The organism is Acetobacteraceae bacterium (assembly GCA_004843165.1).
Lineage (GTDB): Bacteria > Pseudomonadota > Alphaproteobacteria > Acetobacterales > Acetobacteraceae.
On record CP039459.1, the window covers coordinates 1,427,501 to 1,450,000 of the forward strand.

Genomic DNA, 22,500 nt, shown 5'->3' on the forward strand with positions numbered 1-22,500 from the left:
GTTGTGAGCAAACATTGATCCGTAAATATCCGAATGGGGCAACCCCCTCGATAAGAGGATCACATATTGAATTCATAGATATGTGAGGCGAACCCGGGGAACTGAAACATCTAAGTACCCGGAGGAAAAGACATCAAAAGAGATTCTGCGAGTAGTGGCGAGCGAAAGTGGAGCAGGCCAATGCCTTGTTATAGTGAAATAGAAAGATCTGGGAAGGTCTGCCGTAGAAGGTGAAAGCCCTGTATATGTTAAGTTATGACGAGGATTTGAGTAGGCCGGAACACGTGTAATTCTGGTTGAATATGGGAGGACCGCCTTCCAAGCCTAAATACTACCTGATGACCGATAGTGAACAAGTACCGTGAGGGAAAGGTGAAAAGCACCCCGATGAGGGGAGTGAAAGAGACCTGAAACTGGTTGCTTACAAGCAGTCGGAGCGGCTTTATGCTGTGACGGCGTACCTTTTGTATAATGGGTCAGCGAGTTTCTGATCGTAGCGAGCTTAAGCCGATAGGTGTAGGCGCAGCGAAAGCGAGTCTGAATAGGGCGACATAGTTACGGATAGAAGACCCGAAACCGGGTGATCTAGCCATGGCCAGGTTGAAGGGATAGTAAAATATTCTGGAGGACCGAACCCACGTCTGTTGAAAAAGACGGGGATGAGCTGTGGCTAGGGGTGAAAGGCCAATCAAACCCGGAGATAGCTGGTTCTCCGCGAAATCTATTGAGGTAGAGCGTTATGTATTACCATTGGAGGTAGAGCACTGAATGAGCTAGGGGGACTCACCGTCTTACCAACCTCAATCAAACTTCGAATGCCGATGAGTAGAGCATAGCAGACACACAGTGGGTGCTAAGGTCCATTGTGGAGAGGGAAACAGCCCTGACCGCCGTCTAAGGTCCCCAAATGACAACTAAGTGTGAAAGGAAGTGGAAACTCCAGGACAGCCAGGAGGTTGGCTTAGAAGCAGCCATCCTTTAAAGAAAGCGTAATAGCTCACTGGTCTAAACTTAAGAGTTTCTGCGCCGAAAATGTAACGGGGCTAAAGTTGTCTACCGAAGACGCGGATGTGCATTCTTTATCATGGGAATGTACGTGGTAGCGGAGCGTTCCATAGGCTGATGAAGGTTAACCGTGAGGTTAGCTGGAGGTATTGGAAGTGCGAATGCTGACATGAGTAGCGATAAAAAGTGTGAGAGACACTTTCGCCGAAAGTCCAAGGTTTCCTGCGCCAGGTTAATCCGCGCAGGGTGAGCCGGCCCCTAAGGTGAGGGCGAAAGCCGTAATCGATGGGAATCAGGTTAATATTCCTGAGCCTGCTAGTGGTGACGGACACGATATGTTGTTTATTCTTAATGGATTGAATAGGCTTTTGGAGTGTTCCAGGAAATAGCCCTAGCGTATAGACCGTACTCTAAACCGACACAGGTGGACAGGTAGAGCATACCAAGGCGCTTGAGAGAACGATGCTGAAGGAACTAGGCAAAATGCTTGCGTAACTTCGGAAGAAGCAAGGCCATAATGAGGGCAACCTTATTATGGTGGCACAGACCAGGGGGTAGCGACTGTTTAGTAAAAACACAGGGCTCTGCGAAATTGAGAAATGACGTATAGGGCCTGACGCCTGCCCGGTGCCGGAAGGTTAAGAGGAGATGTTAGCGCATTGAATTGAAGCCCCGGTAAACGGCGGCCGTAACTATAACGGTCCTAAGGTAGCGAAATTCCTTGTCGGGTAAGTTCCGACCTGCACGAATGGCGTAACGACTTCCCCGCTGTCTCCAGCATCGACTCAGCGAAATTGAATTCCCCGTGAAGATGCGGGGTACCCGCGGTCAGACGGAAAGACCCTATGAACCTTTACTGTAGCTTTGCAGTGGCACCAGAAATATTTTGTGTAGGATAGGTGGGAGACTATGAACTTAAGGCGCCAGCTTTAAGGGAGTCATTGTTGAAATACCACCCTGAATGTTTCTGTTGTCTAACTGAGCCTATTTAGCATGGGCCAGGACCCTGCATGGTGGACAGTTTGACTGGGGCGGTCGCCTCCTAAAATGTAACGGAGGCGCGCGATGGTAGGCTCAGTCCGGTTGGAAATCGGATTTTGAGTGCAATGGCATAAGCCTGCCTGACTGTGAGAGTGACAGCTCGAGCAGAGACGAAAGTCGGCCATAGTGATCCGGTGGTTCCTTGTGGAAGGGCCATCGCTCAACGGATAAAAGGTACTCTAGGGATAACAGGCTGATCTCCCCCAAGAGTTCACATCGACGGGGAGGTTTGGCACCTCGATGTCGGCTCATCACATCCCGGGGCTGAAGCAGGTCCCAAGGGTTCGGCTGTTCGCCGATTAAAGTGGTACGTGAGCTGGGTTTAGAACGTCGTGAGACAGTTCGGTCCCTATCTGCCGTGGGCGTTAAGACTTGAAAGGATTTGTTCCTAGTACGAGAGGACCGGAATGAACGAACCTCTAGTGAACCAGTTGTCACGCCAGTGGCATGGCTGGGTAGCCAAGTTCGGAATGGATAACCGCTGAAAGCATCTAAGCGGGAAACCAGCCTTAAGATAAGGTCTTTTTGGGGCGTTGAAGACCACAACGTTAATAGGTCCGGTGTGAAAGTTCAGCAATGAATGAAGCTTACGGATACTAATCCCCCAGACCTCTCCAGCTTTGTATTCAACATACAAACATCATTCAAAACTTTCTCAATCTCTCTTATCTCTTCTATCCCATTCACCTGATGTGACGCAGCAGCGGGGGGTTATGGCGAGGGTCCCAAACCCGATCCCATCCCGAACTCGATGGTTAAACCCCTCAGCGCCAATGATACTTCGTCTCAAGACGCGGAAAAGTAGGTCGCCCCCCGCTACTCAGTCACATCATTTAAAAAAGCCCTTAAGGTACTCACCTTAAGGGCTTTTTGCTTTCCAAGCACAATAAAAACAATCAAACTCAAAAAAACAATAACCAACTCAATTTATTCTTCAAGAGGAGAGCATGGAAATAGGAAAAGGGGAATTAACCTTATCTTTCATCTCCTTTCTATATTGTCTCTTGCGCCTCAGAAGATTAAAAGATTTTTACAAAAAAATGAGAAAAAATGGGGCTTTGAGAATTATGTTTGCTGATATGGATAAAAAGACGTTAGATTAAGTTTTTACTTGGCTTTTAAATGATTTCTTATGCGCACTCTGGCTTTACTTTACCGTTTCCCTCTGATTATTTTCACGCTTTCTTTGACAAGCTGTAATTCCTATTTTGCAAATGGTCTGACAAAAACTTATTTCACAGCAAAAGTTTCAGATGGTGTTTTTAAATATAATTCGGCTTGTGTCCGTGATGAAAACTGGCGGATTGCGAATGCGCCTTATGGGACATGCCGGATGTTTTTAAATAAAGGTCTCCCTTTTAGCCAGTATCAGGCCCTCCGTTTAGAAGAAATTTCAGATAAACAAATCTCTCTTTGGATTGGTGCAGATTATAAGCCGGATTTTATGAGTAAGGCCATTCATTCTGAAATTGAAACCCCTTTAGAACTTGATAACTGGATTGAGACTTTAGGGATTCCAACAAATGCTTTTGACAAGGCAAAGATGAAATCTCTAAAGAAAGGGGAGGTTGAAGACGAAGAGGAAGCCGCCCAAAATGCAAAAGAAGTTGCTATGGAGCTTGAAGCACTCGTTACTTTGAGAAATGCTGTGCGTAAAGGGGTGCCAGCAAGTATGATGCAGCGGATTAATGAGGCTTATCCACGGGAATGGACAAATCTTGAAGCGACATTACAGATTGCAGATAAAATGCATCATGGGATGAGCTTGAAGATGGCGGCTATGGAATTTTTCGGTGAGCCACCTGCCTCATGAGGCTTTAAACCCAATTCCAGAGCCAATTAAAACGACTGCGTACAGGGGTGAGGTCTTTGTTTGTTTGTGGGTCTGAGCAATAGTTCCACGCTTGAAAAGGATATTCTTCGCTGAGTCCCTGCGCTGTTACACGGGCGACACAATGTTTCATTTTTGGACTGTAGAAGTCTGGACCGGCCCAATCTTTACCTTGTTTGGCATTTTCTAGCTGGTCATCATGCAAGTGAAGGGCATGTACAATCATTGCATCTGAATACCATATCGTTTTAACTGGAGCATAGCTTCCATGCAGCTCTTCAACGAGGATTCCTGAATCACTGCTATGATCTGTAAAATGTAGCGTGAGGTAGCGTGTGACATTATTGGGATCTTTGGGGATCATAATGCCTATTTCAGCAAGTCGGTTATGATTGATGGGGCTTAAAGAATGAATGGATTTAATGGGTTTGGGGATACTGTCTTGATGGTTAATAGAGGCATTTAGATAGGCAATATTATCGGTAGAGATAATTTTGGGATTGTTGTCTAAGTCTGGATATTTCGTAGGATCTGGCACCATACAGCTTGAGAGCAGCAGAGCTGAAGCTGTAATCAAAAGATGCTTTAGGCGTTTTTGCATGAGCATATTTCTATCATATTCCATTGTAACAGCGTTATTCTCCCCTTTTACTTTCTAAAGCCTTATGTAAATTTTGTCATTACACCTTTCGTCAAAGGATAGTATAAAACATTCTTTAGATTTAACGTATAAAAGATCAAAAGATCTTGGGGAGCTTTATTGCAAATGATTCAGATGTTTAAGAAAAGAGGTGTATTTCGTTGGGGGGCTTTTCTTGTGCTTTTGATGCTACCTCTCCGCACTCACTCTTTTCCGATATTACATCAGCTTCCTCAGAATGATCTCGTAAAGGCTAAATCTGCAATGCCAGTCGTGCCTGTCGAAACACACTCTCTTGCTGAAATTTGGGATAATGCACGAGAACGTGAGGAAGAAATTACATTTGTACGGAACATACCGACTGTGATGCCGGACGAAGTCCCAAAAAATGTTTTTTTAATCGTTTTTCCTAAAGTTACTTCTGGCAGTTTGATTTTTGGAAAAGACAAAAATGCGAAGCCGATTTTTGGAAAAGAAGGCCATCGTTATCCGCCACTTATTTCTTATGAAGGAGACCAGCTAACCTTGTTCCAGCTCATACAGTCAGGGCGGAGGGCATGTGAAATAACAATGACAATTCAGCAGGGGAAAATCATAACGGCAAAAGAAAGTATTGGCTGTGTTGATTATGAATCCAAAGGGCATCTTCTTTCAAAAGCGCTGATTGGGGCAAAAATATTGCCACCACCAGCCGTTAAGAATTTGATTGATTCTGAAATCAGAAAATCGGGTGCTACATGAGAGGCAGGATTATTCGTTTTAAAATTATTTCCTTGGCATTGCCATTATTCTTGACGGGTTGTGTTGGGCCGATCGAAATGGTTCATTCTAAACTGCAATATATGACAGCAACGCCTGAATATGCGGCTCCGGATCTTGAAGTTTGGAAGGAAACAGGCCTTCTTTACGAAGATTATCAAAATTTGCATGATGCTGGTTGGACTTTTGAGGATTATGCCGCTGTGGATGATGCCAGCATGCCTCTACGTGCGCCGACACGTGTCATGGCTGCTGTCGCATGGGGAAGGGCCGAGGTGCATAATTGGCAAACAATTATGCAGTTTGCTGCAATTGGGCTTCATCGTCCTTATATGCTTACTGAATGGACAACCAAACTTGGCATTAATAAAAAAGAGCTTTTTGGGCAAGAACAGCGTATTGAGGTTTTTTCTCGTTATATCAAAGCAGCCAATGATTCTGTTTCTGGCGTCTCTGCCAAATCATTAAAAGAGGCGATTGCACTTCAAAATGGACATTGCTGGACAAATAGTGATTTTAAACGGGTTATTGAAGAGGCAAAAATTATTGAGAAAGGCGTTTCAGCCAATAAAGCGGCAGAAATGTACCGACATGCGGGCTCAGAATTGGAGCAAGTGCAAATGCAAAAATTTTGGGGGGCTGATCTTGTTAAAATATGTCATGGCGTACCGGAATATGAATTGGAAACACAAGATCCTTTTGCCATCAAAGGGAAGTGCATTTTTACGGTTCTGGCTTTAAATGAAACAAATTTTGAGCGTGTCGAAGGGGGAAGAGTCTTATATAAAAACTACTCTCCGCCACGTCTGATCGAGCCTGGAAACGAACCTTTCCGTTTTGGGATGGGAACACCGCCAGCAGTTAGTGGCCCGACAGCGATTTTAATTGGAGAGGAGCCTCTCGCTTATAAAGAGAGCGCTTCGGGCAAAGATATTGTACCAATGCGTTTTCGGGTTCTTAAATATGTTGATCTCAACGCTAATTTTTACTTGGAACAAAGTGAAAAGACAGGCGAAAAAAATGGTTTGAACTTTGAAAAGAGTTTGGCCGCAGCGCAAAAAGCACAAGAGCAAATACCAGATGTGAGAAGCTTTTCCCATATTCCGGATTTACCTTTCAGCCACGGTAAGGCCGAATAAATGAAGCTTCAAGAAGTCGAATGGGGAAATAAAGTAAAATGAGTGAAAGAAGTAAGCTGCAAAAGGCGGTTCTTGTTATTTTTACCTTAGGGATGGGGGCTGGTCTTTATGCGCTGGTTCAGCATCATTTTATGCCACAATCTCAAAGTGCTAAAGTTATTTCAAAAAAGAATATTTCGTCAGAGAATGGCATTTCCGGTATGATCGGTAAGGGCATGAGCGAGATTAGCCAGTGGTGGAGCGGTACAAAAGACGCAGCACAGCCTCATCTTTCTGCACCGAGAGCAAAAGCGGTTACATCTAACGGCACTCAGTCAGAAAATGCGCAGATGAGTACCCCTGTCCATGAGGAGTCCCATAAGATTTCGGAGAGTGATAGTAAAGGCTTATCGGATGCTTTATCTGACTTAAGGAATGATTCCGATAATGAGCCACCAGAAGTTTTGGACAGCCATACGGCTCCAAGCTCTAAAGTCTTGAAACAACGTGAAAAGATTTTATTAGAGCGCCGTGCAGCCCAAGAGAAGCAAAATTTAGCGATTCAGCATGCACGTGCTCAGGAAATTAAAAAAGCGCCTAAAATGTTGTTTGCTGAAGATATTATGGCAGCTAAGAAAAGTTTAGGTTTCAGCCCTCAGGGGTATCATTTGTGGGAAAATGCGAATGGGTTTTTAATTACAAATCCTCAAAATCATCGTTTTGAATTGAATTTGGAAACAGAAACATGTGCAGGGGCATTGGGGCAGGACACACCGGAGCTTAAACAGGTTTTTCGGTATAAAAAGCTGAACCAAACGACAGAATCTTTAACGCTTTATCAAGCGAACGAAGAGGGGCAATCTGCTACGGATTCTTTTGCTTGTCAGGTTGGTTTGACTTTTAAAAATGGCAGAGCTGTTCAAGCAACAGAAAAAAACTGTACCTACTGGCATGGGGCAGAATGTGCCTTTAGTATTCCTTTAAAAGGTTTGCAGGCATTACAGGATTTGAAATAATATTTTGGAGCATGAAGAGATGAGCAGAAAAAAAAATGTCGCAATATGGCTTGCTGGTTCAGTGACTCTCATGAGTGGATTTTCTTTTTTAAGTGCACCATCCGTTTTTGCACAGGCAAAGCCATTAATCCAACAGCAAGATCTTTCAAATAAAAGTTTGGAAGATCTTTGGAAAGCTGCGAATGTACCAGGACAGGCTCTTTGTTTTATCAAAATGAACAAAGATGATCAGCTTGCCGTTATTGTGAGTCCCTCTTTAGGATTCGGGGCTATTATGGAAAAGGGGAGAAGCGGAAAGCTGAATTTAGGCTATCAAACAGATTCCCATGCAACCGCAAAACAAAAAGAGAATATGCTGACCATCTCTTATAAAGGGGATGAGCATCTTCATTTGAAAGCGTGCACAGTTCAGATGCATGTAGAGCAGGGAAAAATTCGCACAGTGAAAGCAAGTGACGGCTGTTCAGATTATGAGGATGGGCAAGATCATTTTGAAAAAGATTTGATTGGTGCCTCTGCGCTTTTATCAAATGCGCACTAAATCTTCGATGGCGTAATAAAAACCCTCTTGCAAAGAAAATATTTTCGCAAGAGGGTTTGTACAAAAAGCAGAATATTTTATTTTTTCTGGCGGCCAAGACCGATTTTTTGGGCTAGTTGCGAGCGTTGTTTTGCATAGTTAGGCGCAACCATTGGGTAGCTCGCAGGCAGGGACCAACGGACACGGTATTCATCCGGTGTCATATTATAGACAGATTTGAGATGGCGTCTGAGAAGTTTTAATTTTTTGCCATCCTCCAGACAGATAATATAATCAGGAAAAACGGACTTTTTTGGATCAACAGCAGGATTGAGTTTTGTGCGTGGCGTTGAAACACCTTGGCCACTGGCTTCTAGCGCTGTGTAAACTTCACTAATGAGACGAGAGAGATTTTCGACAGGAACTTGATGTGCAGTCACGTAGGCGCTGACAATTTCTGTGGTGAGTTCTCTTAATTCAGTATTCGAAGCGTTATGAGCGTTTATTTTATCAGTATATTCAGCGTTCACAATTTCTTCCCTTCTAAGCAGGAACATTAAGGATAATTAAAGTTTGGACTTACAATAATTTAAAGTAGGTAGTGTAAGTCTTTAGGGCATATCCTCTAATAAGTAAAGTAATAATCTAAATAAAAGAATAGTATTCAATGAGATTATTAGAGCAGAAGCAGAGATACCTCTCGGTTGTCCTTAATCAGAATGTTAGAGATTTTTTTACTTTAATCCCTTAAAAAATTCTCTAAACTGTCGTCTTCTTTAGATTGTAAGATAGAATCCAATGACTTCCTCAATTATCTCTTCTTTATTCGCTTATACCCTTGCTTCCATCTTTTTAGCGGCAGCTCCGGGCCCTGATATGCTTTTGGTATTACGCTCAGCAACGAGGAATGGTAAAAGTTCCGCTTTTGGTGTTATTTTTGGTATTGTGACTTCTCAGCTGATTTGGGGGATCGCAACTATTTTGGGGCTGAGTGCGCTTCTTTTCCATTTTAAAGAAGCTTTTACCCTTCTAAAGTGGGGTGGGACTTTATATTTGACTTATTTAGGCATTCGTTTGCTTTTAAGTCGATCAGAAGACATTCTTTCGACAGCAGAGCCTCTTAAAAGGGAGGAGATAGGAGGGCAGGTTTCTTTTAAGCAGGGATATTATCAGGGTGTCGTGACCAATCTACTTAATCCAATGATTGGCGTTTTGTTTCTTGTTATTTTCCCAAGCTTTATTCCGCAAGGTGCAGATATTAAGTTATTCACATTCATTTTAACTTTGATTCAAATGCTTGTGGCTTTTTCAATCTTTACGATCTTAGCCTTAGCTTCTCAATTAGTCTCTTCGTGGATTAAAGAAGGGAAAGGGGTTGTTTGGATTGATCGTATTGCTGGTATCGCATTGCTTTATTTTGCCATAAAGCTCTTTTTTGCACATTCTCCGATCTAAAAAGCTTGCTGTTCAGCGGAGAGAGTGAGAGTATCACGCCGTTACGAGAGTCAAAAGCTTTTGAGCGTGTTCTTTCGCCATTATAGAAATACCATCATTTTAAGGATAGATATGTCTCAGATAGAAGAAAATAACGCTGTTAATATTCATGATAGCATTGAAAGCGCTGTTGCCGGTGCAATGGGTAAGGAATCTGCAGAGGATATTTTGTTAGAGGAATTGGAAAATTTAAAAGATTTTCATTCAGAAGATTTTGAAACGAAAAGTTCCTGCTGTGCAAAGCTTAAATCTAAAATTGGACTTATTGCTATTGTATTGTTGATTTTATTTATTGGCAGAAAAATTTGTGCTTCTCGCCGAAAATAAGATTTTTAAAAAGGGAGAACTTTTAGTTCTCCCTTTTTTTGCAGAATTATAGATTTTTTTCTGCTTTTTGTGTAATTCTATCCTGCTGATCTTTCGCAATCTTTAAACGTTGTAGATTGAGTCTTTTTCGTTCAGCAAGAAGCACATTGCGGGTCATCTTCTGATAAACCCCCATGATAAAAACGATTAAAGAGCCAACGACAAGTAAAGCTGCGGGGTAGAGCACTTTAATACCGCCGCCGATACCTTCTTCAAAAATACCGACAAGTCCTTCAACAAAGACGGCGATAATGACAGTGGTAATAAATTTACTAAGGCTATTGCGAATTTGCCATTCACTTAATTTATCGGAATCCTTAATAACTTCATCTTCAATAAAGAATTTAGAGACGTCAAAAACGGCAATGGCAACCACCACATAGCTGACGGTGCGAAGAATAATATTTTTAATATCATCGTGAGGGCTGGGATGTATTAAAAAAAGATAGAGATCCCGTATGCCATAAAAGAGGAGGACATACGCTAAAAGGATAAGGGCGATACTGGCAACGCCAAAGGATAGGCGGGAAACAATCCCTAGAATACGGTGCATACGGTCAAGTTCATGAGTAGGAATAAGGGTGGCGCTATCGGCCTTATCTTGGCGTGTTTCAAAACAATTTTTTTCCCCATAATGATGCTGTTGGGTGGATTTTAAATGCGAAATGTTAGGCATCAGATTCAAGAATCTCCTTGCTGAATAGGGAAGCTGATTGGGGTATTATGACGGAATAGATTTTAAAGAAGAAGTCCGTGAGGAAGTTATTTAAAAAATAAAAATTTTAAAATCATCCTCTAAAGCCCATTTTTTGAGGGGTTTAGAATAAATAAAATATACATCAGAGAGATAGGAAAAGGTCTATAAATGCCTATTTCCTATGATCTCTAGAATATGGAAAATTATTTATGTATGAAAATGGCTGGGGTGGGAGGATTCGAACCTCCGCATGGCGGAATCAAAATCCGCTGCCTTACCGCTTGGCTACACCCCACTATCCTACTTTATCGTTCAACGATGAAAAGTTCACCGATAAAAGATAGGGTATGAACATTATTCTCTCTCAGAGAGAAGATATGAGCATCTTTTACAGTGTTCTCATGGTTCTCGTAAAGGGGGAGAGAGAATTTTTTTTATTTTTTTTGTTTTAGAGCGCTATAACAGGTTTGAGCAGATTATATGCTTCTAATTTATTTAAGCCGTCATTGAGTGCCGTCATTGTCTCTTCGAGCTCTTCGCTCTGATCTTTTGCCCAGATACGCAAAATCTTGGCCCAAAGAATACCGAGTGCCTGCAGGCGGATAAAACCTTTCACACCGCTACGGTTAAGACCTGCGACATCGGCGATCCAAGTAATGGATTCGACATTGCCGGCAGCAAAGCTTGCGGCCAATGGGGGGGTGAGAGGGATTGCCGATAGAAGTGCAAGGAAACCTTGGCGGTAGGCTTGTAAGCCATCACAGCGGCGCATCATTAAATCAAAGAGATTTTCTCTCAGGGAGGGGCTACTAAGCGTGTCACTTTCACGAAAGGTAAAGCTGTCAATGTGACGATTCAGCCTTTTGGAGAGTACCGTTTTTGTCGGAATATGTTCCCGTACCCAAGAGAGCGGAATATTCGCTTCTTGGGCCACGTCATTGAGGGTGAAACCGTGCCAACCTTTTTCCGCCGCCAGCGCCATGGAAGCCTCTAGGAAAGCCAAAGAAAACTCTTGGTAAGCTTCTTGGCTATGCAGGTGCTGTTTTAAGGCATTCTCGTTAAAGTCAGAAAATTCATTTGAAATAGATGCAGAGTCTTGAGAAATATCAAAATCGTCCCAATTTTCTTTATGGCTTTCAAAATCTTCAAATTCTGTTTCGATATTTGTCATATTCGTTCCTTGCCATCAGGGGCTGTAGACTCAGGAGATTAGCCCTCATCAGAGAGTTCTTGGGCGCGCTTAATTGCTGCTTTGACGGCTTTTTCAATGGCATTCGGCCAATTTTCCTGCGCCATAAGCACATTAAGTGCCGCCGCCGTTGTCCCATTGGGGCTGGTAACTTGTTCACGCAGAGCAGTAGCTGTTGCAGAACTCTTTTTGAGTAAAATACCTGCCCCATAAATCATGTCTCTGGAGAGTTGTTCTGCTTCTTTTTTTCCTAGTCCATTTGCAATGCCCGCTTTTTCAAGAAGTTCTGCAAGAAGGAAGACATAAGCGGAACCAGAGCCGGCAAGTCCGATAGCAGGTTTAATTTCCTCTTCTTTTTGTAAAAGGACAGCGCTGCCGAAACCCTCGACAAGTTGAATGGCAAGTGCTTTATGCGCTGCTGAAATTGTTGTTGGAATGAAAAGGCTACTGGCAGAAACTTGAAGCTGCGCTGCAATATTTGGCATGGCGACAATTGCAGGTGTTCCATGGGCAAAAGTTGAGAGTTGTTTGGTTGTGATGCCTGCGAGGACCGAAAGAATACAAGATTTCGAAAGTTTTTCTGGTGTTAGAACTTCGGAAATATCTGCCAAAACCTGTTTTGCCATATTGGGTTTGACTGTCAAAACGATCATATCCGGCACTTTTGGGAGCTTGTGAAGCGCTTTAGGATTTAAAAATAGTTGGATATTCGTTGGAAGATCTTTGGGCGCCGTGCGTTTTAAAATGGCAAAATCAAAAGGGAGATTTGCTTTTATCCACCCGTCCAGCATCGCACTACCCATCCGTCCACAGCCGACCATAAGGATAAGTGGGCGCTGGGGTGTGTTTAGATTTTTATCGTTGAGGGGCGTGGAAGATGTCATTGAAAACCTGTTTTTGTCTTTTAATTATATGGCGGATTAATATTACTCGGTAATGATTGCTTCAAGGATTCTAATACGTTCCTGAAGCTCTCTTACAAGATTTTGCGTGGCTGTTAATTGTGCTTTCAAATTTTCAGATTCTTCTTTGGTACGAAGGGCTAAAATTTCGACTGAATCCAGTTCAGAGCGAGGCACAAGATCCAGGCGAGCGCTGAGCTCGCTTACTTGATTTTTGGCAATTGTTTTGACTTCTTCTCGAACACCGTTGGCAACAGAATAAGCGGCACCGGCAACACCAGCCAGATCGTTTAAAATACGGGATTTCATTGTCGTTTTATATCCATTTCGCACTGTAAAAAGACCCTTTAGAAATATTTACAAAGGGCTGAAGATAAGGACGCCAGACTAGGCAGAGATATGAAAACATGAGTATAACAGTGTCTATGCTTATCGTCACTGGTGGTGCCGGATTTATCGGCTCCTGTCTTCAAGCTGCTTTGGCGGCAAGGGGATTTCGAACAATTGTCATAGATAGATTACGGGATGGGGGAAAGTGGAAAAACCTTCAATCCCATCCGCCTGATCAAATCATTGATCCCGATCAGGCCATGGATTTTCTAAACGGCCTTCCAAACGGTACCGTGCAGGGTATTTTTCATTTGGGTGCCATTAGTGCCACTACAGTGAGAGATGGCGATTTGGCATGGCATAATAATGTTTCGTTTTCTCAAAAATTATGGCGCTTTTGTGCGCAGGGCAATATTCCTTTTCTCTACGCTTCTTCGGCCGCAACTTATGGTGGAGCTGCTGTGCCAGAGGATTTTGTTGATGGAATGGATAAGATTGAACATTTACGTCCTCTAAATCTTTATGGCTGGACAAAGCAATCTTTCGACCTTTGGATTGCACGGGAGCTGGCTGAAAAAAGACCCGTGCCGCCGCAATGGGTTGGGCTGAAATTTTTTAATGTTTATGGGCCGAATGAATATCATAAAGGTGCAATGCAGTCGGTTGCTTGTCAGATTGCAAAAACTATTCGATTAGGAAAAAGGCCCCGCCTCTTTAAATCAACAGGTGTTGGCATTCCAGATGGCGGTCAATTAAGGGATTTTGTCTGGGTCGGAGATATTGTGCAGCTCTTGCTGTGGTTTTTTCAGCATCCTACCAAGAGTGGTTTATTTAATGCGGGAACAGGGAAGGCGCGTTCCTTTTTAGAAATGGCTCAATGTCTTTGTAGAGAATTTGGTGTCCCAGAAGATATTGAATTTATTGAGGTGCCAGCGCAGCTTAAAAATCAGTACCAGAATTTTACACAGGCCGATTTAAGGCTTTTACGCCAGCAAGGTTATTCTTTTGAGTTCACTTCTCTGGAGCAGGGCATTAAAGAATATGTACAGGGATACCTGCTGACAGAAGAGAAAAATCTGTAACCTCATTCCATTTTAAAATATTTTTTGGCTCATTTATTTCAGGGATTTATTTTTAAAGCATGTCATCACCCTTAATTTTTCCAGAGTTTGACCCTGTTGCTTTCCATGTCCCGGTTCCGATGCTGGGGATGCATCCGCTTTCTGTGACCCTTCTTTGGTTTGCCGTTCGTTGGTATGGTTTGGCTTACATGGCCGCCTTTATGCTGGCGATGCCTATTGCGCAAAAATTATGCGCTTTACGTCCGGTCGCTGCGACTAGAAAACAGGTAGATGATTTCCTTTTTTACGCCATTTTAGGCGTTATTTTAGGAGGGCGTCTTGGATATGTTTTATGTTATCAGCCTCTTTTTTATCTCAGTCACCCTTTAGAAATTTTGGTCGTTTGGAGTGGCGGTATGTCTTTCCATGGCGGCTGCCTTGGTGTCGTTTTGGCACTGACATGGTTTACGTACCGTGAAAAGCTTAGTTTCTTGGCTTTGGCAGATCGTGTCGTGACGCTGATTCCTATCGGCTTAGGATTAGGGCGCTGTGCAAATTTTATTAATGGCGAGTTATGGGGACGCCCCGTAGAGATGCAGGGACTGCCATGGGCAATGATTTATCCGCATGTTGATTCCCTACCGCGCCATCCGTCTGAAATTTATGAAGCGCTTACAGAAGGCCTCTTACTGTTTTCAATCCTTCTCTTCTCGATTTCAAGACCTTATTTTCGCTCTCGTCCGGGATTTACCGCAGGTTTGTTTTTGACATGCTATGCGTTGGCAAGAATGTTCTGTGAACTTTTCCGTGAACCGGATTGGAATATCGGCTTTTTGGCAGGTGGTGTGACAATGGGGCAGGTGCTGTCTGTGCCAATGGCTCTGTTTGGGATCTATATGATTGTAAATGCCTTGCGTCATCCGCCTTTTGATGGCGATAGTCTTTCGCCGCTTCCTGAAAATTGGGCGGAATTAAGAAAAAAAAATGTTTCTATCGAAAAAGAAGCTTCATTTGATAGGTAGGATTTATGCGTTTCCCAGCTTTTGTGACATCAGACTTATTGCCGCAAACCCACGGATTTGGAACAATAAAGGCGGGGCTTCCACCTTTGGAAGTCGTTACAGAAAGCCTTTTTGAACAATATCCGTTATCATCGCCGGCTTATTTTGTCAGGGAGGGGCAGCGGCGGGTCTGGCAGATAGAGGGTCTTCCCGTTCAGGCAATGAAACAGGTTCACGGCACGAAAGTGAAAATAATTCGAGATGGTGATGCTTTAATAGAGCCTTTTTCCGAAGAGGGAGACGGGGTTGTAACAGATTGTAAGGATATTATTCCTGCCATTGTGACGGCCGATTGTGCGCCTTTGCTCTTAAGCAGCCAAACGGCAAAAGGGAAAAATATTGTTGCAGCACTTCATGCCGGTTGGTTAGGTGCTGTGAGTGGCGTGATTGAGGCAGGTATCGAGGCCATGAAGGCGCTTGGGGCTCAGGAAATTCTTGCGGCGATTGGCCCCTGTATTACCTCCTCCTCTTATGAGATTTCAGACGATATGGTCGAGAAAATTTACGCACAAGATCCAGATGCTTCGCCTTGGATCTTTCAAAGTGCTCAAAAGGGAAAATATCATTTTGACTTGCCAGGTTATTGTTTTCACCGTTTAGCCAAAAACAAAATTGGTAAAATTTCCGTTTCAGGTTTTGATACTTGCTCGGATTCGCATTTTTGGAGCTATCGCCGTGCAAGTCTCAAGGGAGAAGGGGAAATTTCTGTTGCAGGCCGGCAGTTTTCCTTTATCAAAGCATAGGCTATAAGGAACTGTCCTATTTGGAAAAGATTGAAAAAGAATCATTTTTCCCGTAAGGCATGTTATCTTATCAAGGCAGTATAAATCTGTAAGGTACGGACACCCCTGGAGGTTCGGCCTTTTTTATTGATAATTTTTTGATTCCATTATGTGTCTTATAAAAATAAGCACCATAATAAAATGACGGAGTATATAACGTGGCAGAAATGCAGAAACTTGAAGTTTCCAAGCGTGAGAAAGCAGGTAAGGGGGCAGCCCGCGCTGTGAGACGTGCAGGAAAAGTCCCTGGTGTCATTTATGGCGGTGGCAAAGAACCCGCTTTATTTGAAATTGATCCTCGTATCATTGATAAAGAGCTTCACCGTGGTGGTTGGCAGTCTCGTCTGTATGAAGTGCATCTTGGCGGTGCCCGTCAGCCTGTGTTGATGCGTGAAATTCAGTTTCACCCAGTGACAGATGCGCCTTTGCATATTGATCTGCAACGTATGCGCCCAGGTCAGAAAGTTCACGTCCAGGTTGCGGTCGTTATCGAAAACGAAGAGACATGCGCCGGTGTGAAACTTGGTGGCGTTGTCAACGTTATCCGTCACTTTGTTGAAGTCGAAGTTGATGTGGAACATATTCCAGAGCACTTCACAGCAGATGTTGAAGCACTTGAAATTGGTGACAATCTTCGTTGGGAAGATCTCAAAGGCATTGAAGGCGTTAAACCCGTCGATGATATTGAAGATCTTGTGATTCTCAGCATCTCAGCACCAAGTAGCGAAGAGTCTGAAGAAGAAACTGAAGAAGCCCCTGCTGCTGAAGCTGCTGAAGGCTAATCAAATGCAACTTTGGGTAGGTCTTGGAAATCCTGGAAGCAATTATCGCCTTCATCGGCATAATATCGGCTTTATGGCTCTAGATCGCATTGCGGAACGTCATGGCTTTTCGCCATGGCGTGCCCGTTTTAATGGAGAGGTTGCAGAAGGGAAAATTGACGGCGAGTCTATTTTGCTTCTAAAACCTCTTACCTTTATGAATCTCTCTGGCCGCTCTGTGGTGCCAGCGATGCAATTTTATAAATTGTCCCACGAGGATATTTTTGTCTTCCATGATGAAATGGATTTGCCGTGGGGAAAGTGTCGGGTTAAAAAAGGTGGGGGGATCGCAGGGCATAATGGCCTTCGTTCCATTCGTGATCTTTCCGGAAAGCCTGATTATTGGCGTATCCGTTTAGGGGTTGGACACCCGGGCGACCGTGCCCTTGTTGTTTCTTATGTTATGGGAAATTTCCCAGAGGATCAGCGGAAAGATCTTTCGACATGGTTGGATTATCTTTCAGATGAATGTTCTGCGATTGCGCAGGGAAAACCGGATATGCTGGCAACAAAACTTGCTGAACATGCGTCGCATTGGGCAGGGGCGCCGGTTAAAGAAAAAAAATTAGAGGGTGCGGCACTTGAAAAAGCTATTAGAGACGCAAAAGTGCTCCATGAAAAAGAAAAAAAGATTGTTGAGAAACAAAAATTTATCTTTGAGCATCAGGCACAGAATAGCGATAATGCTTTGGCAAATGCCTTGAAAACAGCACGAAAATCTAAAACATCAAACTAAATCACACGATAAATTTAAGGAGAACTAAGACATGGGGTTTAACTGTGGAATTGTGGGGTTGCCTAATGTCGGAAAATCAACCTTATTTAATGCCCTTACAGCAACAGTCGGGGCACAGGCGGCTAATTATCCCTTTTGTACGATTGAGCCAAATGTCGGCCGTGTGGCAGTGCCTGATGCTCGTTTAGAAATTTTGTGCAAAGTTGGTAAATCTCAAAAAATTCTTCCGACCAGCTTGGAGTTCGTCGATATTGCGGGTTTGGTACGTGGCGCTTCCAAGGGGGAAGGGCTCGGAAACCAATTCTTGGCCAATATTCGTGAGGTGGATGCAATTATTCACGTTCTGCGTTGCTTCGAAAATGGTGATGTGACGCATGTTGAGGGCAGTGTTGATCCTTTGCGTGATGCAGAAATTATTGAAACGGAACTCATGCTCGCTGATTTAGAAAGCCTGGAAAAACGCATTACAGGCTGGGAAAAAAGAGCTAAGGGCGGTGATCGTGTTTCCAAAGAACAGCTTGAGCTTGCGGCTCCTCTTTTAGAAGCCCTCCGAGATGGTAAGCCCGCAAGAGCGGCAAAAATTGAAGGTAAAGAGAAAGAAATCGCACAATTGCAGTTGATGACGACAAAACCGGTTCTCTATGTCTGCAATGTTGGTGAAGACGAGATTTCCGGCGATGAGGCAGCAAATAATCCTTTTGTTGAAAAAGTCCGTGCCAAAGCGGCAGAAGAAGGGGCTGGAATTGTTGTGGTTTCCGCAGCGATTGAAGCTGAGGTGAGTCAACTTCCGTTGGAAGATCGTGCCGAATTTTTGAATGATTTAGGTCTTTCTCAGTCTGGTCTCGATCAGGTGATTGAAGCAGGATATAAGCTTTTAGGACTTAAAACCTATTTTACAGTCGGTCCTAAAGAAACAAGAGCTTGGACCATTACGGAAGGCACAAAAGCCCCACAGGCTGCCGCTGTTATTCACAATGATTTTGAGCGTGGCTTTATTGCCTGTGAAGCCATTGCATATCAGGATTATGTGGATGGCAATGGGGAGGCAGGTGCAAAAGAGGCTGGTAAAGCACGGATTGAAGGGAAAGAATATGTCGTTGCGGATGGCGATATTCTACATTTCCGCTTTAACGTGTAATCTGTAGCGTTCGCAGGCGAGCTGAGGTAAAAGAAATGCGGGTTGGAATTCTTGGGGGATCTTTTAACCCTGCCCATGTTGGCCATATTTCTCTTGCTAGGCGTGCTTTAAAATCTCTGAACTTAGATCAGATTTGGCTTATGGTTTCGCCGCAAAATCCCTTTAAACCATCTAAAGGGATGGCACCTTTTGCAGAGCGTTTGGCCTCTGCTAAAAAATTGGCAGATGGCCGTAAAATTATTGCAACGGATATTGAGCAGCGCTTTGGAACGAAAAAGACCTTTTTAACGGTTCAACATCTTCAGAAGCATTTTCCTAAAATTTCTTTTACTTGGCTGATTGGGGCAGATAATTTGCCTGATCTGTGTCATTGGTATCGTGGACGGGACTTAATTCAAAAAATTCCTATTGCAGTTTGTGCGCGACCCGGATGTAATAAAGAGGCTTTGAAATCCTCTTCCGCCTCTTGGATGCGCCGTTGGCAAAGGCCGGAGTACAAGGCGGGAACATTAGGAGAGAAAGGGGCACCGGACTGGGTTTTTCTTCATGGGAGAGAGGTTGATCTTTCCTCAACGGAAATTCGAAAATTAGCGTTGGAAAAGTAAAAATTGGGCATATAGTCCTAAATGATTTATTCTTTATAAAATAATGTAATGAGGAGCATCGTCAGGAATGACAAAAATCGACCGTAAAATCAGTATGAATGATCGTATTGCACAAATTGAGGAAAGCCTGGATGATGATAAGGCCTCCGATATTGTGACATTGGATATCGGAAAACAATCTGATTTTGCGCAAAGAATGATTATCGCCGGGGGTGATTCCCAACGTCAACTTGTTGCGATGGCGTACCACTTGAAATCCCTTTTCAAAGAATGGGGGGAAGAAAGTTCTATTCAAGGTTTGGAAACAGATAGTGGCTGGATTGTCTTAGATGGCGGCGATATTGTTGTTCATCTTCTTGTTCCAGAAAAACGTGATCTTTATTCCATTGAAAAAATCTGGAGTTCTGCTTTTGAAAAAGTAGGCGAAACGGTCGCTGTCGCATGAGTCAGTCAATGGCACTTTCTGCCATTGGAAAAATGCGTGGAACGCCAGAAGAGTCCCTTTTTAAACGCTATCAAACACGCTTGCGCCCCAAACTTGAAATTAAAGAAATCAATGTTGGGGGTACTTCCAACGCAGAGCAGAAACATCGTGAAAACACAGCCCTTTTGGAAAGTTGTAAGGACGATGAGCTGGTTATTGTGTTGGATTGGGGCGGTAAGAATCTCGATAGTCCTGCTTTGGCGGAGAAAATGCGCTCTTGGCAGGAAACAGGCAAAAATCTACGTTTTATCATTGGTGGGGCACAGGGCTTAGATCGTGCCATGATGGATCGTGCAAATTTTAGTTTGTCGCTTGGAAAAATGACCTGGCCGCATATGCTCGTGCGTGTCATGTTAATCGAACAGATTTTTCGGGCGCAATCTATTCTGGCTGGCCACCCCTATCATCGGGAAGACCGGCCAGAATAAAAAGCTTTTAATATCTAGTTCGGCAGTTTGAATTTAACATGAGCCGTTGGACGATTCCCAAAAGGCTTTTCTTTAATCTGTTTTTCCTGTGCCTCAACCTCTTCCTTTGTCCAAGGATAAATAAAGCCATTGGTTGGATAGACACTGCCTAACAGTTTTTCGTTGCTGCGAAGGGCAACACGGACGGCAGTCCAGTCATTTTTTTCAGAAACATCGACGCAGCGGATATTGTGATCAATACCGTTGATTCCCCAATGGGCGTGATCAATGCGGATGGTGCGGTCATCTTCTTGAGAGCGCACCATGGCAACATGCCCGTAGACCATTTTCTTTGTTGCGCGAAAGCTGAGAACGGATCCTGGTTCTGGTGTATGCCCTTTGACATAATTCTGCTCATCTGCGTGTTTCCACCATGTATGGGCATCTCCACGGATCTTAAAGTTAGGGGCTGCAAGATGCACATAGCCTACACATTGTAAGATTTTTTCTTTGTGATGGTAGGTTGTGTGTTGTCGATTTGTTTTTGGGGCAGCCGTTGCTTTGCACATTTTATTGCTGTGATGGGCGGCTGTATATGCCGCTTTATGCGGTACTGTATGCGTCGTTGTTTTTGTTTTAATCTGTGCGGGAACCGGTTTCTTCGAGGCTGTTTTTGTTTCTTGCGCCGATGCAACCGATAAATTTAGAGAAAGGAGTGTGAGAGAGGCCGTTGCCAGCAACCGAAAGAAAAATCGGGAGGGTAAAAACATAGGTATCAGATGCCAGTCCTAGAATTCATAGAATATTGTTCCTAATTTCTTAAAACGCATGGCAAAAAAAAGAAAGTTCTGTTTTAGTGATAGAAAAGACTGATTTTTGACACTTAAAGCCCTTATATTCATCTTTAGAACCTATTGAGACAGGAGAAAAAAATGCCGCAAACAACTCAACTCGGAAAGAATGGCCTGGAGATGCAGATTCTTCCCGTGACAGCGTTACGGCAAAATTGCAGCATCTTTTTTTCGAAAGAAGGGAAGGCGCTGGTGATTGATCCGGGGGGAGATATTGCAAAAATTTTAGATGCGCTTGATGGTCGCCCTGTTGAAAAAATTCTGCTTACACATGGACATTTTGATCATGCTGGTGGTGCCGCTGGATTGATTGATTTGATTAGATTAACACGTCACCAGTCGGAAATGCCGGTTGTATATGGTCCGGGAAAAGAAGATGCCTTCTTATTATCGGATATCGCAGGGCAGGGAGAATATTGCGGTGTTGATGGGGGCGATAATATTATACCGGATCATTGGCTCAAAGATGGGGATGTGATTGAATTCGGTGGGTATGATTTCGAGGTGCGGCATATTCCCGGACATACGCCGGGCCATATGGTTTTTTATGATAAAATAGGGAAGCGCCTGATTACAGGGGATACGCTGTTTAGAGGTACGGTTGGGCGAAGTGATTTTGATTATTGCGATGGCAAGGCGCTATTAAAAAGCATTCGTGAAAAAATCTTTACCCTGCCGGATGAAACCCATGTCTTTCCAGGGCATGGTATGCCAACTTCTGTGAAAGCGGAAAAAGCGGAAAATCCTTTTTTTCAATAAAATACCAATGGGGAGACGAGAAACATAATGTTCTTTAATTTCAAACAAACAGTTCTTTCTATTGTCGGAGTTTCCGGACTTATTTTTGCAGAAATGGCATGCGCTTCGCCTAGAACAGCGCAGCCAATCTTGCCAAAAGAAGGACTGACCATTACTTCCCCGACAGGGAAAGCGCAACATTTTCAAGTTGAAATGGCAGTCACCTCAGAAGAGCAGGAAGCTGGAGAAATGTTTAGGGAGACGGTTCCTGAAGATGGTGGTATGCTGTTCGTTTGGGAAGCGCCTCAGATTTCACATATGTGGATGCGTAATACATTAGTGCCACTTGATATGATTTTTGTGTCCCCTTTAGGACGTGTTGTCGGTATTGAGGAAAATACTGTTCCGCACAGTGAAAGAGATATTAGTTCTTCAGAGCCTGTAAAATGGACGCTCGAATTGGCAGGTGGTTCTGCGGAGAAAAATAGAATTTTTGTTGGTGATGAAGTGACTTTGGATAAAGAAACTCAGAAAAAAGCCGGAAAGGCAAGTTAGAAGAAATGTTTATGAATCGTGTGGTGCATTGGATTGTTGCAAGCCTAATCCTTGCTATTTATCTCATGGGAAGCCTTATTTTCTTAAAAGGAACAACGGCAGAAATTAACCTTGTTCATTGGCACCAGCCTTTAGGTATCTTGGTTTTGCTCTTTACAATTTGGCGATTAGTGGTTTGGTTTCGCCCTAATAAAGAGAGTGCAGAGATGCTGGGAATCGGTGGTTCCAGACTGTTGGCTAAGATACCGTTAATTGCGCAAATTTGTATTTTGACAGGATGCTTTTTAATGCCGATTTTTGGGATTTTAATGACATTCTTCGGAGGCTATGCGTTGCATTTGGGGATTGTTGAT

At 43.5% G+C, this 22,500-nt stretch carries 25 protein-coding genes, 1 tRNA gene, 2 rRNA genes and 1 pseudogene (2 of these 29 only partly in view); 21 read left to right on the forward strand and 8 right to left on the reverse strand.

Annotated features, from left to right (window positions below; translation table 11 throughout):
* The 3 genes from FAI41_06920 to FAI41_06930 form a co-directional block, all read left to right on the forward strand.
* Nucleotides 1–2,653, forward strand: a 23S ribosomal RNA gene (locus FAI41_06920) (it extends 79 nt beyond the left edge of the window).
* 96 nt (nucleotides 2,654–2,749) lie between these two features.
* Nucleotides 2,750–2,864 (forward strand): 5S ribosomal RNA (rrf, locus tag FAI41_06925).
* Between the two features lie 314 nt (nucleotides 2,865–3,178).
* Nucleotides 3,179–3,859, forward strand: a complete 681-nt coding sequence (locus FAI41_06930) for a hypothetical protein (GenBank protein ID QCE33344.1) — start codon at nucleotides 3,179–3,181, stop codon at nucleotides 3,857–3,859.
* 4 nt (nucleotides 3,860–3,863) lie between these two features.
* Here the strand turns inward: FAI41_06930 and FAI41_06935 are convergent, their stop codons facing one another.
* The gene (locus tag FAI41_06935; GenBank protein QCE33345.1) at nucleotides 3,864–4,502 is read right to left on the reverse strand and encodes a hypothetical protein; all 639 of its coding nucleotides are present in this window, start codon (nucleotides 4,500–4,502) and stop codon (nucleotides 3,864–3,866) included.
* 141 nt (nucleotides 4,503–4,643) lie between these two features.
* On the opposite strand from FAI41_06935, the gene FAI41_06940 reads away from it, so the two are divergent.
* The 4 genes from FAI41_06940 to FAI41_06955 are packed head-to-tail and all read left to right on the forward strand — an operon-like array spanning nucleotide 4,644 to nucleotide 7,951.
* Nucleotides 4,644–5,258: a hypothetical protein gene (locus FAI41_06940; GenBank protein QCE33346.1), complete on the forward strand. Its 615-nt coding sequence runs from the start codon at nucleotides 4,644–4,646 to the stop codon at nucleotides 5,256–5,258.
* Entirely contained in the window at nucleotides 5,255–6,415 is a 1,161-nt protein-coding gene (locus tag FAI41_06945; protein QCE33347.1) for a hypothetical protein, read from the forward strand. Before FAI41_06940 ends, FAI41_06945 begins: the two co-directional genes overlap by 4 nt.
* A gap of 38 nt (nucleotides 6,416–6,453) precedes the next feature.
* The gene (locus tag FAI41_06950; protein QCE33348.1) at nucleotides 6,454–7,410 is read left to right on the forward strand and encodes a hypothetical protein; all 957 of its coding nucleotides are present in this window, start codon (nucleotides 6,454–6,456) and stop codon (nucleotides 7,408–7,410) included.
* Between the two features lie 19 nt (nucleotides 7,411–7,429).
* Nucleotides 7,430–7,951, forward strand: coding sequence for a hypothetical protein (locus FAI41_06955; protein ID QCE33349.1), 522 nt, complete (start codon nucleotides 7,430–7,432; stop codon nucleotides 7,949–7,951).
* Nucleotides 7,952–8,028: 77 nt separating this feature from the next.
* Here FAI41_06955 and FAI41_06960 read toward each other — a convergent pair whose 3' ends face one another.
* On the reverse strand, nucleotides 8,029–8,487 hold the full coding sequence (locus tag FAI41_06960; GenBank protein QCE33350.1) for a MucR family transcriptional regulator: 459 nt from the start codon (nucleotides 8,485–8,487) through the stop codon (nucleotides 8,029–8,031).
* A 241-nt stretch (nucleotides 8,488–8,728) separates the two neighbouring features.
* Here FAI41_06960 and FAI41_06965 point away from each other — a divergent pair, with 241 nt between their 5' ends.
* Nucleotides 8,729–9,385: a LysE family translocator gene (locus FAI41_06965; GenBank protein ID QCE33351.1), complete on the forward strand. Its 657-nt coding sequence runs from the start codon at nucleotides 8,729–8,731 to the stop codon at nucleotides 9,383–9,385.
* A gap of 111 nt (nucleotides 9,386–9,496) precedes the next feature.
* Nucleotides 9,497–9,751 (forward strand): hypothetical protein, encoded by a 255-nt coding sequence (locus FAI41_06970; GenBank protein QCE33352.1) that lies wholly within the window; start codon nucleotides 9,497–9,499, stop codon nucleotides 9,749–9,751.
* Between the two features lie 151 nt (nucleotides 9,752–9,902).
* Here FAI41_06970 and FAI41_06975 read toward each other — a convergent pair.
* From FAI41_06975 to FAI41_06995, 5 genes and pseudogenes are all read right to left on the reverse strand, one after another.
* Nucleotides 9,903–10,343, reverse strand: a pseudogene (locus FAI41_06975) (hypothetical protein).
* Between the two features lie 364 nt (nucleotides 10,344–10,707).
* Nucleotides 10,708–10,782 (reverse strand) — tRNA-Gln (locus FAI41_06980).
* 153 nt (nucleotides 10,783–10,935) lie between these two features.
* Entirely contained in the window at nucleotides 10,936–11,658 is a 723-nt protein-coding gene (locus tag FAI41_06985) for a helix-turn-helix transcriptional regulator (protein QCE33353.1), read from the reverse strand.
* 38 nt (nucleotides 11,659–11,696) lie between these two features.
* Entirely contained in the window at nucleotides 11,697–12,560 is an 864-nt protein-coding gene (proC, locus tag FAI41_06990; protein QCE33354.1) for a pyrroline-5-carboxylate reductase, read from the reverse strand.
* A gap of 42 nt (nucleotides 12,561–12,602) precedes the next feature.
* The gene (locus tag FAI41_06995) at nucleotides 12,603–12,911 is read right to left on the reverse strand and encodes an accessory factor UbiK family protein (GenBank protein QCE33355.1); all 309 of its coding nucleotides are present in this window, start codon (nucleotides 12,909–12,911) and stop codon (nucleotides 12,603–12,605) included.
* 92 nt (nucleotides 12,912–13,003) lie between these two features.
* Here FAI41_06995 and rfaD point away from each other — a divergent pair, with 92 nt between their 5' ends.
* The 9 genes from rfaD to FAI41_07040 all read left to right on the forward strand — a co-directional run bounded on the left by rfaD (nucleotide 13,004) and on the right by FAI41_07040 (nucleotide 20,024).
* Nucleotides 13,004–13,990: an ADP-glyceromanno-heptose 6-epimerase gene (gene rfaD / locus FAI41_07000; protein QCE33813.1), complete on the forward strand. Its 987-nt coding sequence runs from the start codon at nucleotides 13,004–13,006 to the stop codon at nucleotides 13,988–13,990.
* 59 nt (nucleotides 13,991–14,049) lie between these two features.
* A complete protein-coding gene (locus FAI41_07005) occupies nucleotides 14,050–14,991 on the forward strand; it encodes a prolipoprotein diacylglyceryl transferase (GenBank protein ID QCE33356.1) in 942 nt (313 codons plus the stop codon).
* Between the two features lie 5 nt (nucleotides 14,992–14,996).
* Entirely contained in the window at nucleotides 14,997–15,773 is a 777-nt protein-coding gene (locus FAI41_07010; GenBank protein QCE33357.1) for a laccase domain-containing protein, read from the forward strand.
* 197 nt (nucleotides 15,774–15,970) lie between these two features.
* Nucleotides 15,971–16,594: a 50S ribosomal protein L25/general stress protein Ctc gene (locus FAI41_07015; GenBank protein ID QCE33358.1), complete on the forward strand. Its 624-nt coding sequence runs from the start codon at nucleotides 15,971–15,973 to the stop codon at nucleotides 16,592–16,594.
* Nucleotides 16,595–16,598: 4 nt separating this feature from the next.
* Nucleotides 16,599–17,369: an aminoacyl-tRNA hydrolase gene (locus tag FAI41_07020; GenBank protein QCE33359.1), complete on the forward strand. Its 771-nt coding sequence runs from the start codon at nucleotides 16,599–16,601 to the stop codon at nucleotides 17,367–17,369.
* Between the two features lie 31 nt (nucleotides 17,370–17,400).
* A complete protein-coding gene (gene ychF, locus FAI41_07025; protein QCE33360.1) occupies nucleotides 17,401–18,507 on the forward strand; it encodes a redox-regulated ATPase YchF in 1,107 nt (368 codons plus the stop codon).
* A gap of 35 nt (nucleotides 18,508–18,542) precedes the next feature.
* Nucleotides 18,543–19,112, forward strand: coding sequence for a nicotinate (nicotinamide) nucleotide adenylyltransferase (gene nadD, locus FAI41_07030; protein ID QCE33361.1), 570 nt, complete (start codon nucleotides 18,543–18,545; stop codon nucleotides 19,110–19,112).
* A 67-nt stretch (nucleotides 19,113–19,179) separates the two neighbouring features.
* Nucleotides 19,180–19,557, forward strand: coding sequence for a ribosome silencing factor (gene rsfS, locus FAI41_07035; GenBank protein ID QCE33362.1), 378 nt, complete (start codon nucleotides 19,180–19,182; stop codon nucleotides 19,555–19,557).
* An 8-nt stretch (nucleotides 19,558–19,565) separates the two neighbouring features.
* Nucleotides 19,566–20,024, forward strand: coding sequence for a 23S rRNA (pseudouridine(1915)-N(3))-methyltransferase RlmH (locus FAI41_07040; GenBank protein ID QCE33814.1), 459 nt, complete (start codon nucleotides 19,566–19,568; stop codon nucleotides 20,022–20,024).
* 14 nt (nucleotides 20,025–20,038) lie between these two features.
* Here FAI41_07040 and FAI41_07045 read toward each other — a convergent pair whose 3' ends face one another.
* The gene (locus FAI41_07045; GenBank protein QCE33815.1) at nucleotides 20,039–20,572 is read right to left on the reverse strand and encodes a CHAP domain-containing protein; all 534 of its coding nucleotides are present in this window, start codon (nucleotides 20,570–20,572) and stop codon (nucleotides 20,039–20,041) included.
* 417 nt (nucleotides 20,573–20,989) lie between these two features.
* On the opposite strand from FAI41_07045, the gene FAI41_07050 reads away from it, so the two are divergent.
* The 3 genes in view from FAI41_07050 to FAI41_07060 are tightly spaced (at most 27 nt apart) and all read left to right on the forward strand, a layout consistent with a single transcriptional unit that may run on beyond the window.
* Nucleotides 20,990–21,613, forward strand: a complete 624-nt coding sequence (locus tag FAI41_07050; protein QCE33816.1) for an MBL fold metallo-hydrolase — start codon at nucleotides 20,990–20,992, stop codon at nucleotides 21,611–21,613.
* A gap of 27 nt (nucleotides 21,614–21,640) precedes the next feature.
* Complete coding sequence (locus FAI41_07055) at nucleotides 21,641–22,147, forward strand: DUF192 domain-containing protein (protein ID QCE33363.1); 507 nt, start codon at nucleotides 21,641–21,643, stop codon at nucleotides 22,145–22,147.
* A gap of 5 nt (nucleotides 22,148–22,152) precedes the next feature.
* Nucleotides 22,153–22,500: the 5' portion of a hypothetical protein gene (locus FAI41_07060; GenBank protein ID QCE33364.1), read on the forward strand. The gene runs 174 nt beyond the window's last position; only the first 348 of its 522 coding nucleotides appear in the window; the start codon lies at nucleotides 22,153–22,155; its stop codon lies beyond the right edge, outside the window.

Bases quoted from the DNA above. Each gene is read 5' to 3' on its own strand.
- FAI41_06930 (QCE33344.1), top strand. From the start codon at position 3,179: ATGCGCACTCTGGCTTTACTTTACCGTTTCCCTCTGATTATTTTCACG.
- FAI41_06935 (QCE33345.1), bottom strand. From the start codon at position 4,502: ATGGAATATGATAGAAATATGCTCATGCAAAAACGCCTAAAGCATCTT.
- FAI41_06940 (QCE33346.1), top strand. From the start codon at position 4,644: ATGATTCAGATGTTTAAGAAAAGAGGTGTATTTCGTTGGGGGGCTTTT.
- FAI41_06945 (QCE33347.1), top strand. From the start codon at position 5,255: ATGAGAGGCAGGATTATTCGTTTTAAAATTATTTCCTTGGCATTGCCA.
- FAI41_06950 (QCE33348.1), top strand. From the start codon at position 6,454: ATGAGTGAAAGAAGTAAGCTGCAAAAGGCGGTTCTTGTTATTTTTACC.
- FAI41_06955 (QCE33349.1), top strand. From the start codon at position 7,430: ATGAGCAGAAAAAAAAATGTCGCAATATGGCTTGCTGGTTCAGTGACT.
- FAI41_06960 (QCE33350.1), bottom strand. From the start codon at position 8,487: ATGTTCCTGCTTAGAAGGGAAGAAATTGTGAACGCTGAATATACTGAT.
- FAI41_06965 (QCE33351.1), top strand. From the start codon at position 8,729: ATGACTTCCTCAATTATCTCTTCTTTATTCGCTTATACCCTTGCTTCC.
- FAI41_06970 (QCE33352.1), top strand. From the start codon at position 9,497: ATGTCTCAGATAGAAGAAAATAACGCTGTTAATATTCATGATAGCATT.
- FAI41_06985 (QCE33353.1), bottom strand. From the start codon at position 11,658: ATGACAAATATCGAAACAGAATTTGAAGATTTTGAAAGCCATAAAGAA.
- proC (QCE33354.1), bottom strand. From the start codon at position 12,560: ATGACATCTTCCACGCCCCTCAACGATAAAAATCTAAACACACCCCAG.
- rfaD (QCE33813.1), top strand. From the start codon at position 13,004: ATGCTTATCGTCACTGGTGGTGCCGGATTTATCGGCTCCTGTCTTCAA.
- FAI41_07005 (QCE33356.1), top strand. From the start codon at position 14,050: ATGTCATCACCCTTAATTTTTCCAGAGTTTGACCCTGTTGCTTTCCAT.
- FAI41_07010 (QCE33357.1), top strand. From the start codon at position 14,997: ATGCGTTTCCCAGCTTTTGTGACATCAGACTTATTGCCGCAAACCCAC.
- FAI41_07020 (QCE33359.1), top strand. From the start codon at position 16,599: ATGCAACTTTGGGTAGGTCTTGGAAATCCTGGAAGCAATTATCGCCTT.
- ychF (QCE33360.1), top strand. From the start codon at position 17,401: ATGGGGTTTAACTGTGGAATTGTGGGGTTGCCTAATGTCGGAAAATCA.
- nadD (QCE33361.1), top strand. From the start codon at position 18,543: ATGCGGGTTGGAATTCTTGGGGGATCTTTTAACCCTGCCCATGTTGGC.
- rsfS (QCE33362.1), top strand. From the start codon at position 19,180: ATGACAAAAATCGACCGTAAAATCAGTATGAATGATCGTATTGCACAA.
- FAI41_07040 (QCE33814.1), top strand. From the start codon at position 19,566: ATGGCACTTTCTGCCATTGGAAAAATGCGTGGAACGCCAGAAGAGTCC.
- FAI41_07045 (QCE33815.1), bottom strand. From the start codon at position 20,572: ATGTGCAAAGCAACGGCTGCCCCAAAAACAAATCGACAACACACAACC.
- FAI41_07055 (QCE33363.1), top strand. From the start codon at position 21,641: ATGTTCTTTAATTTCAAACAAACAGTTCTTTCTATTGTCGGAGTTTCC.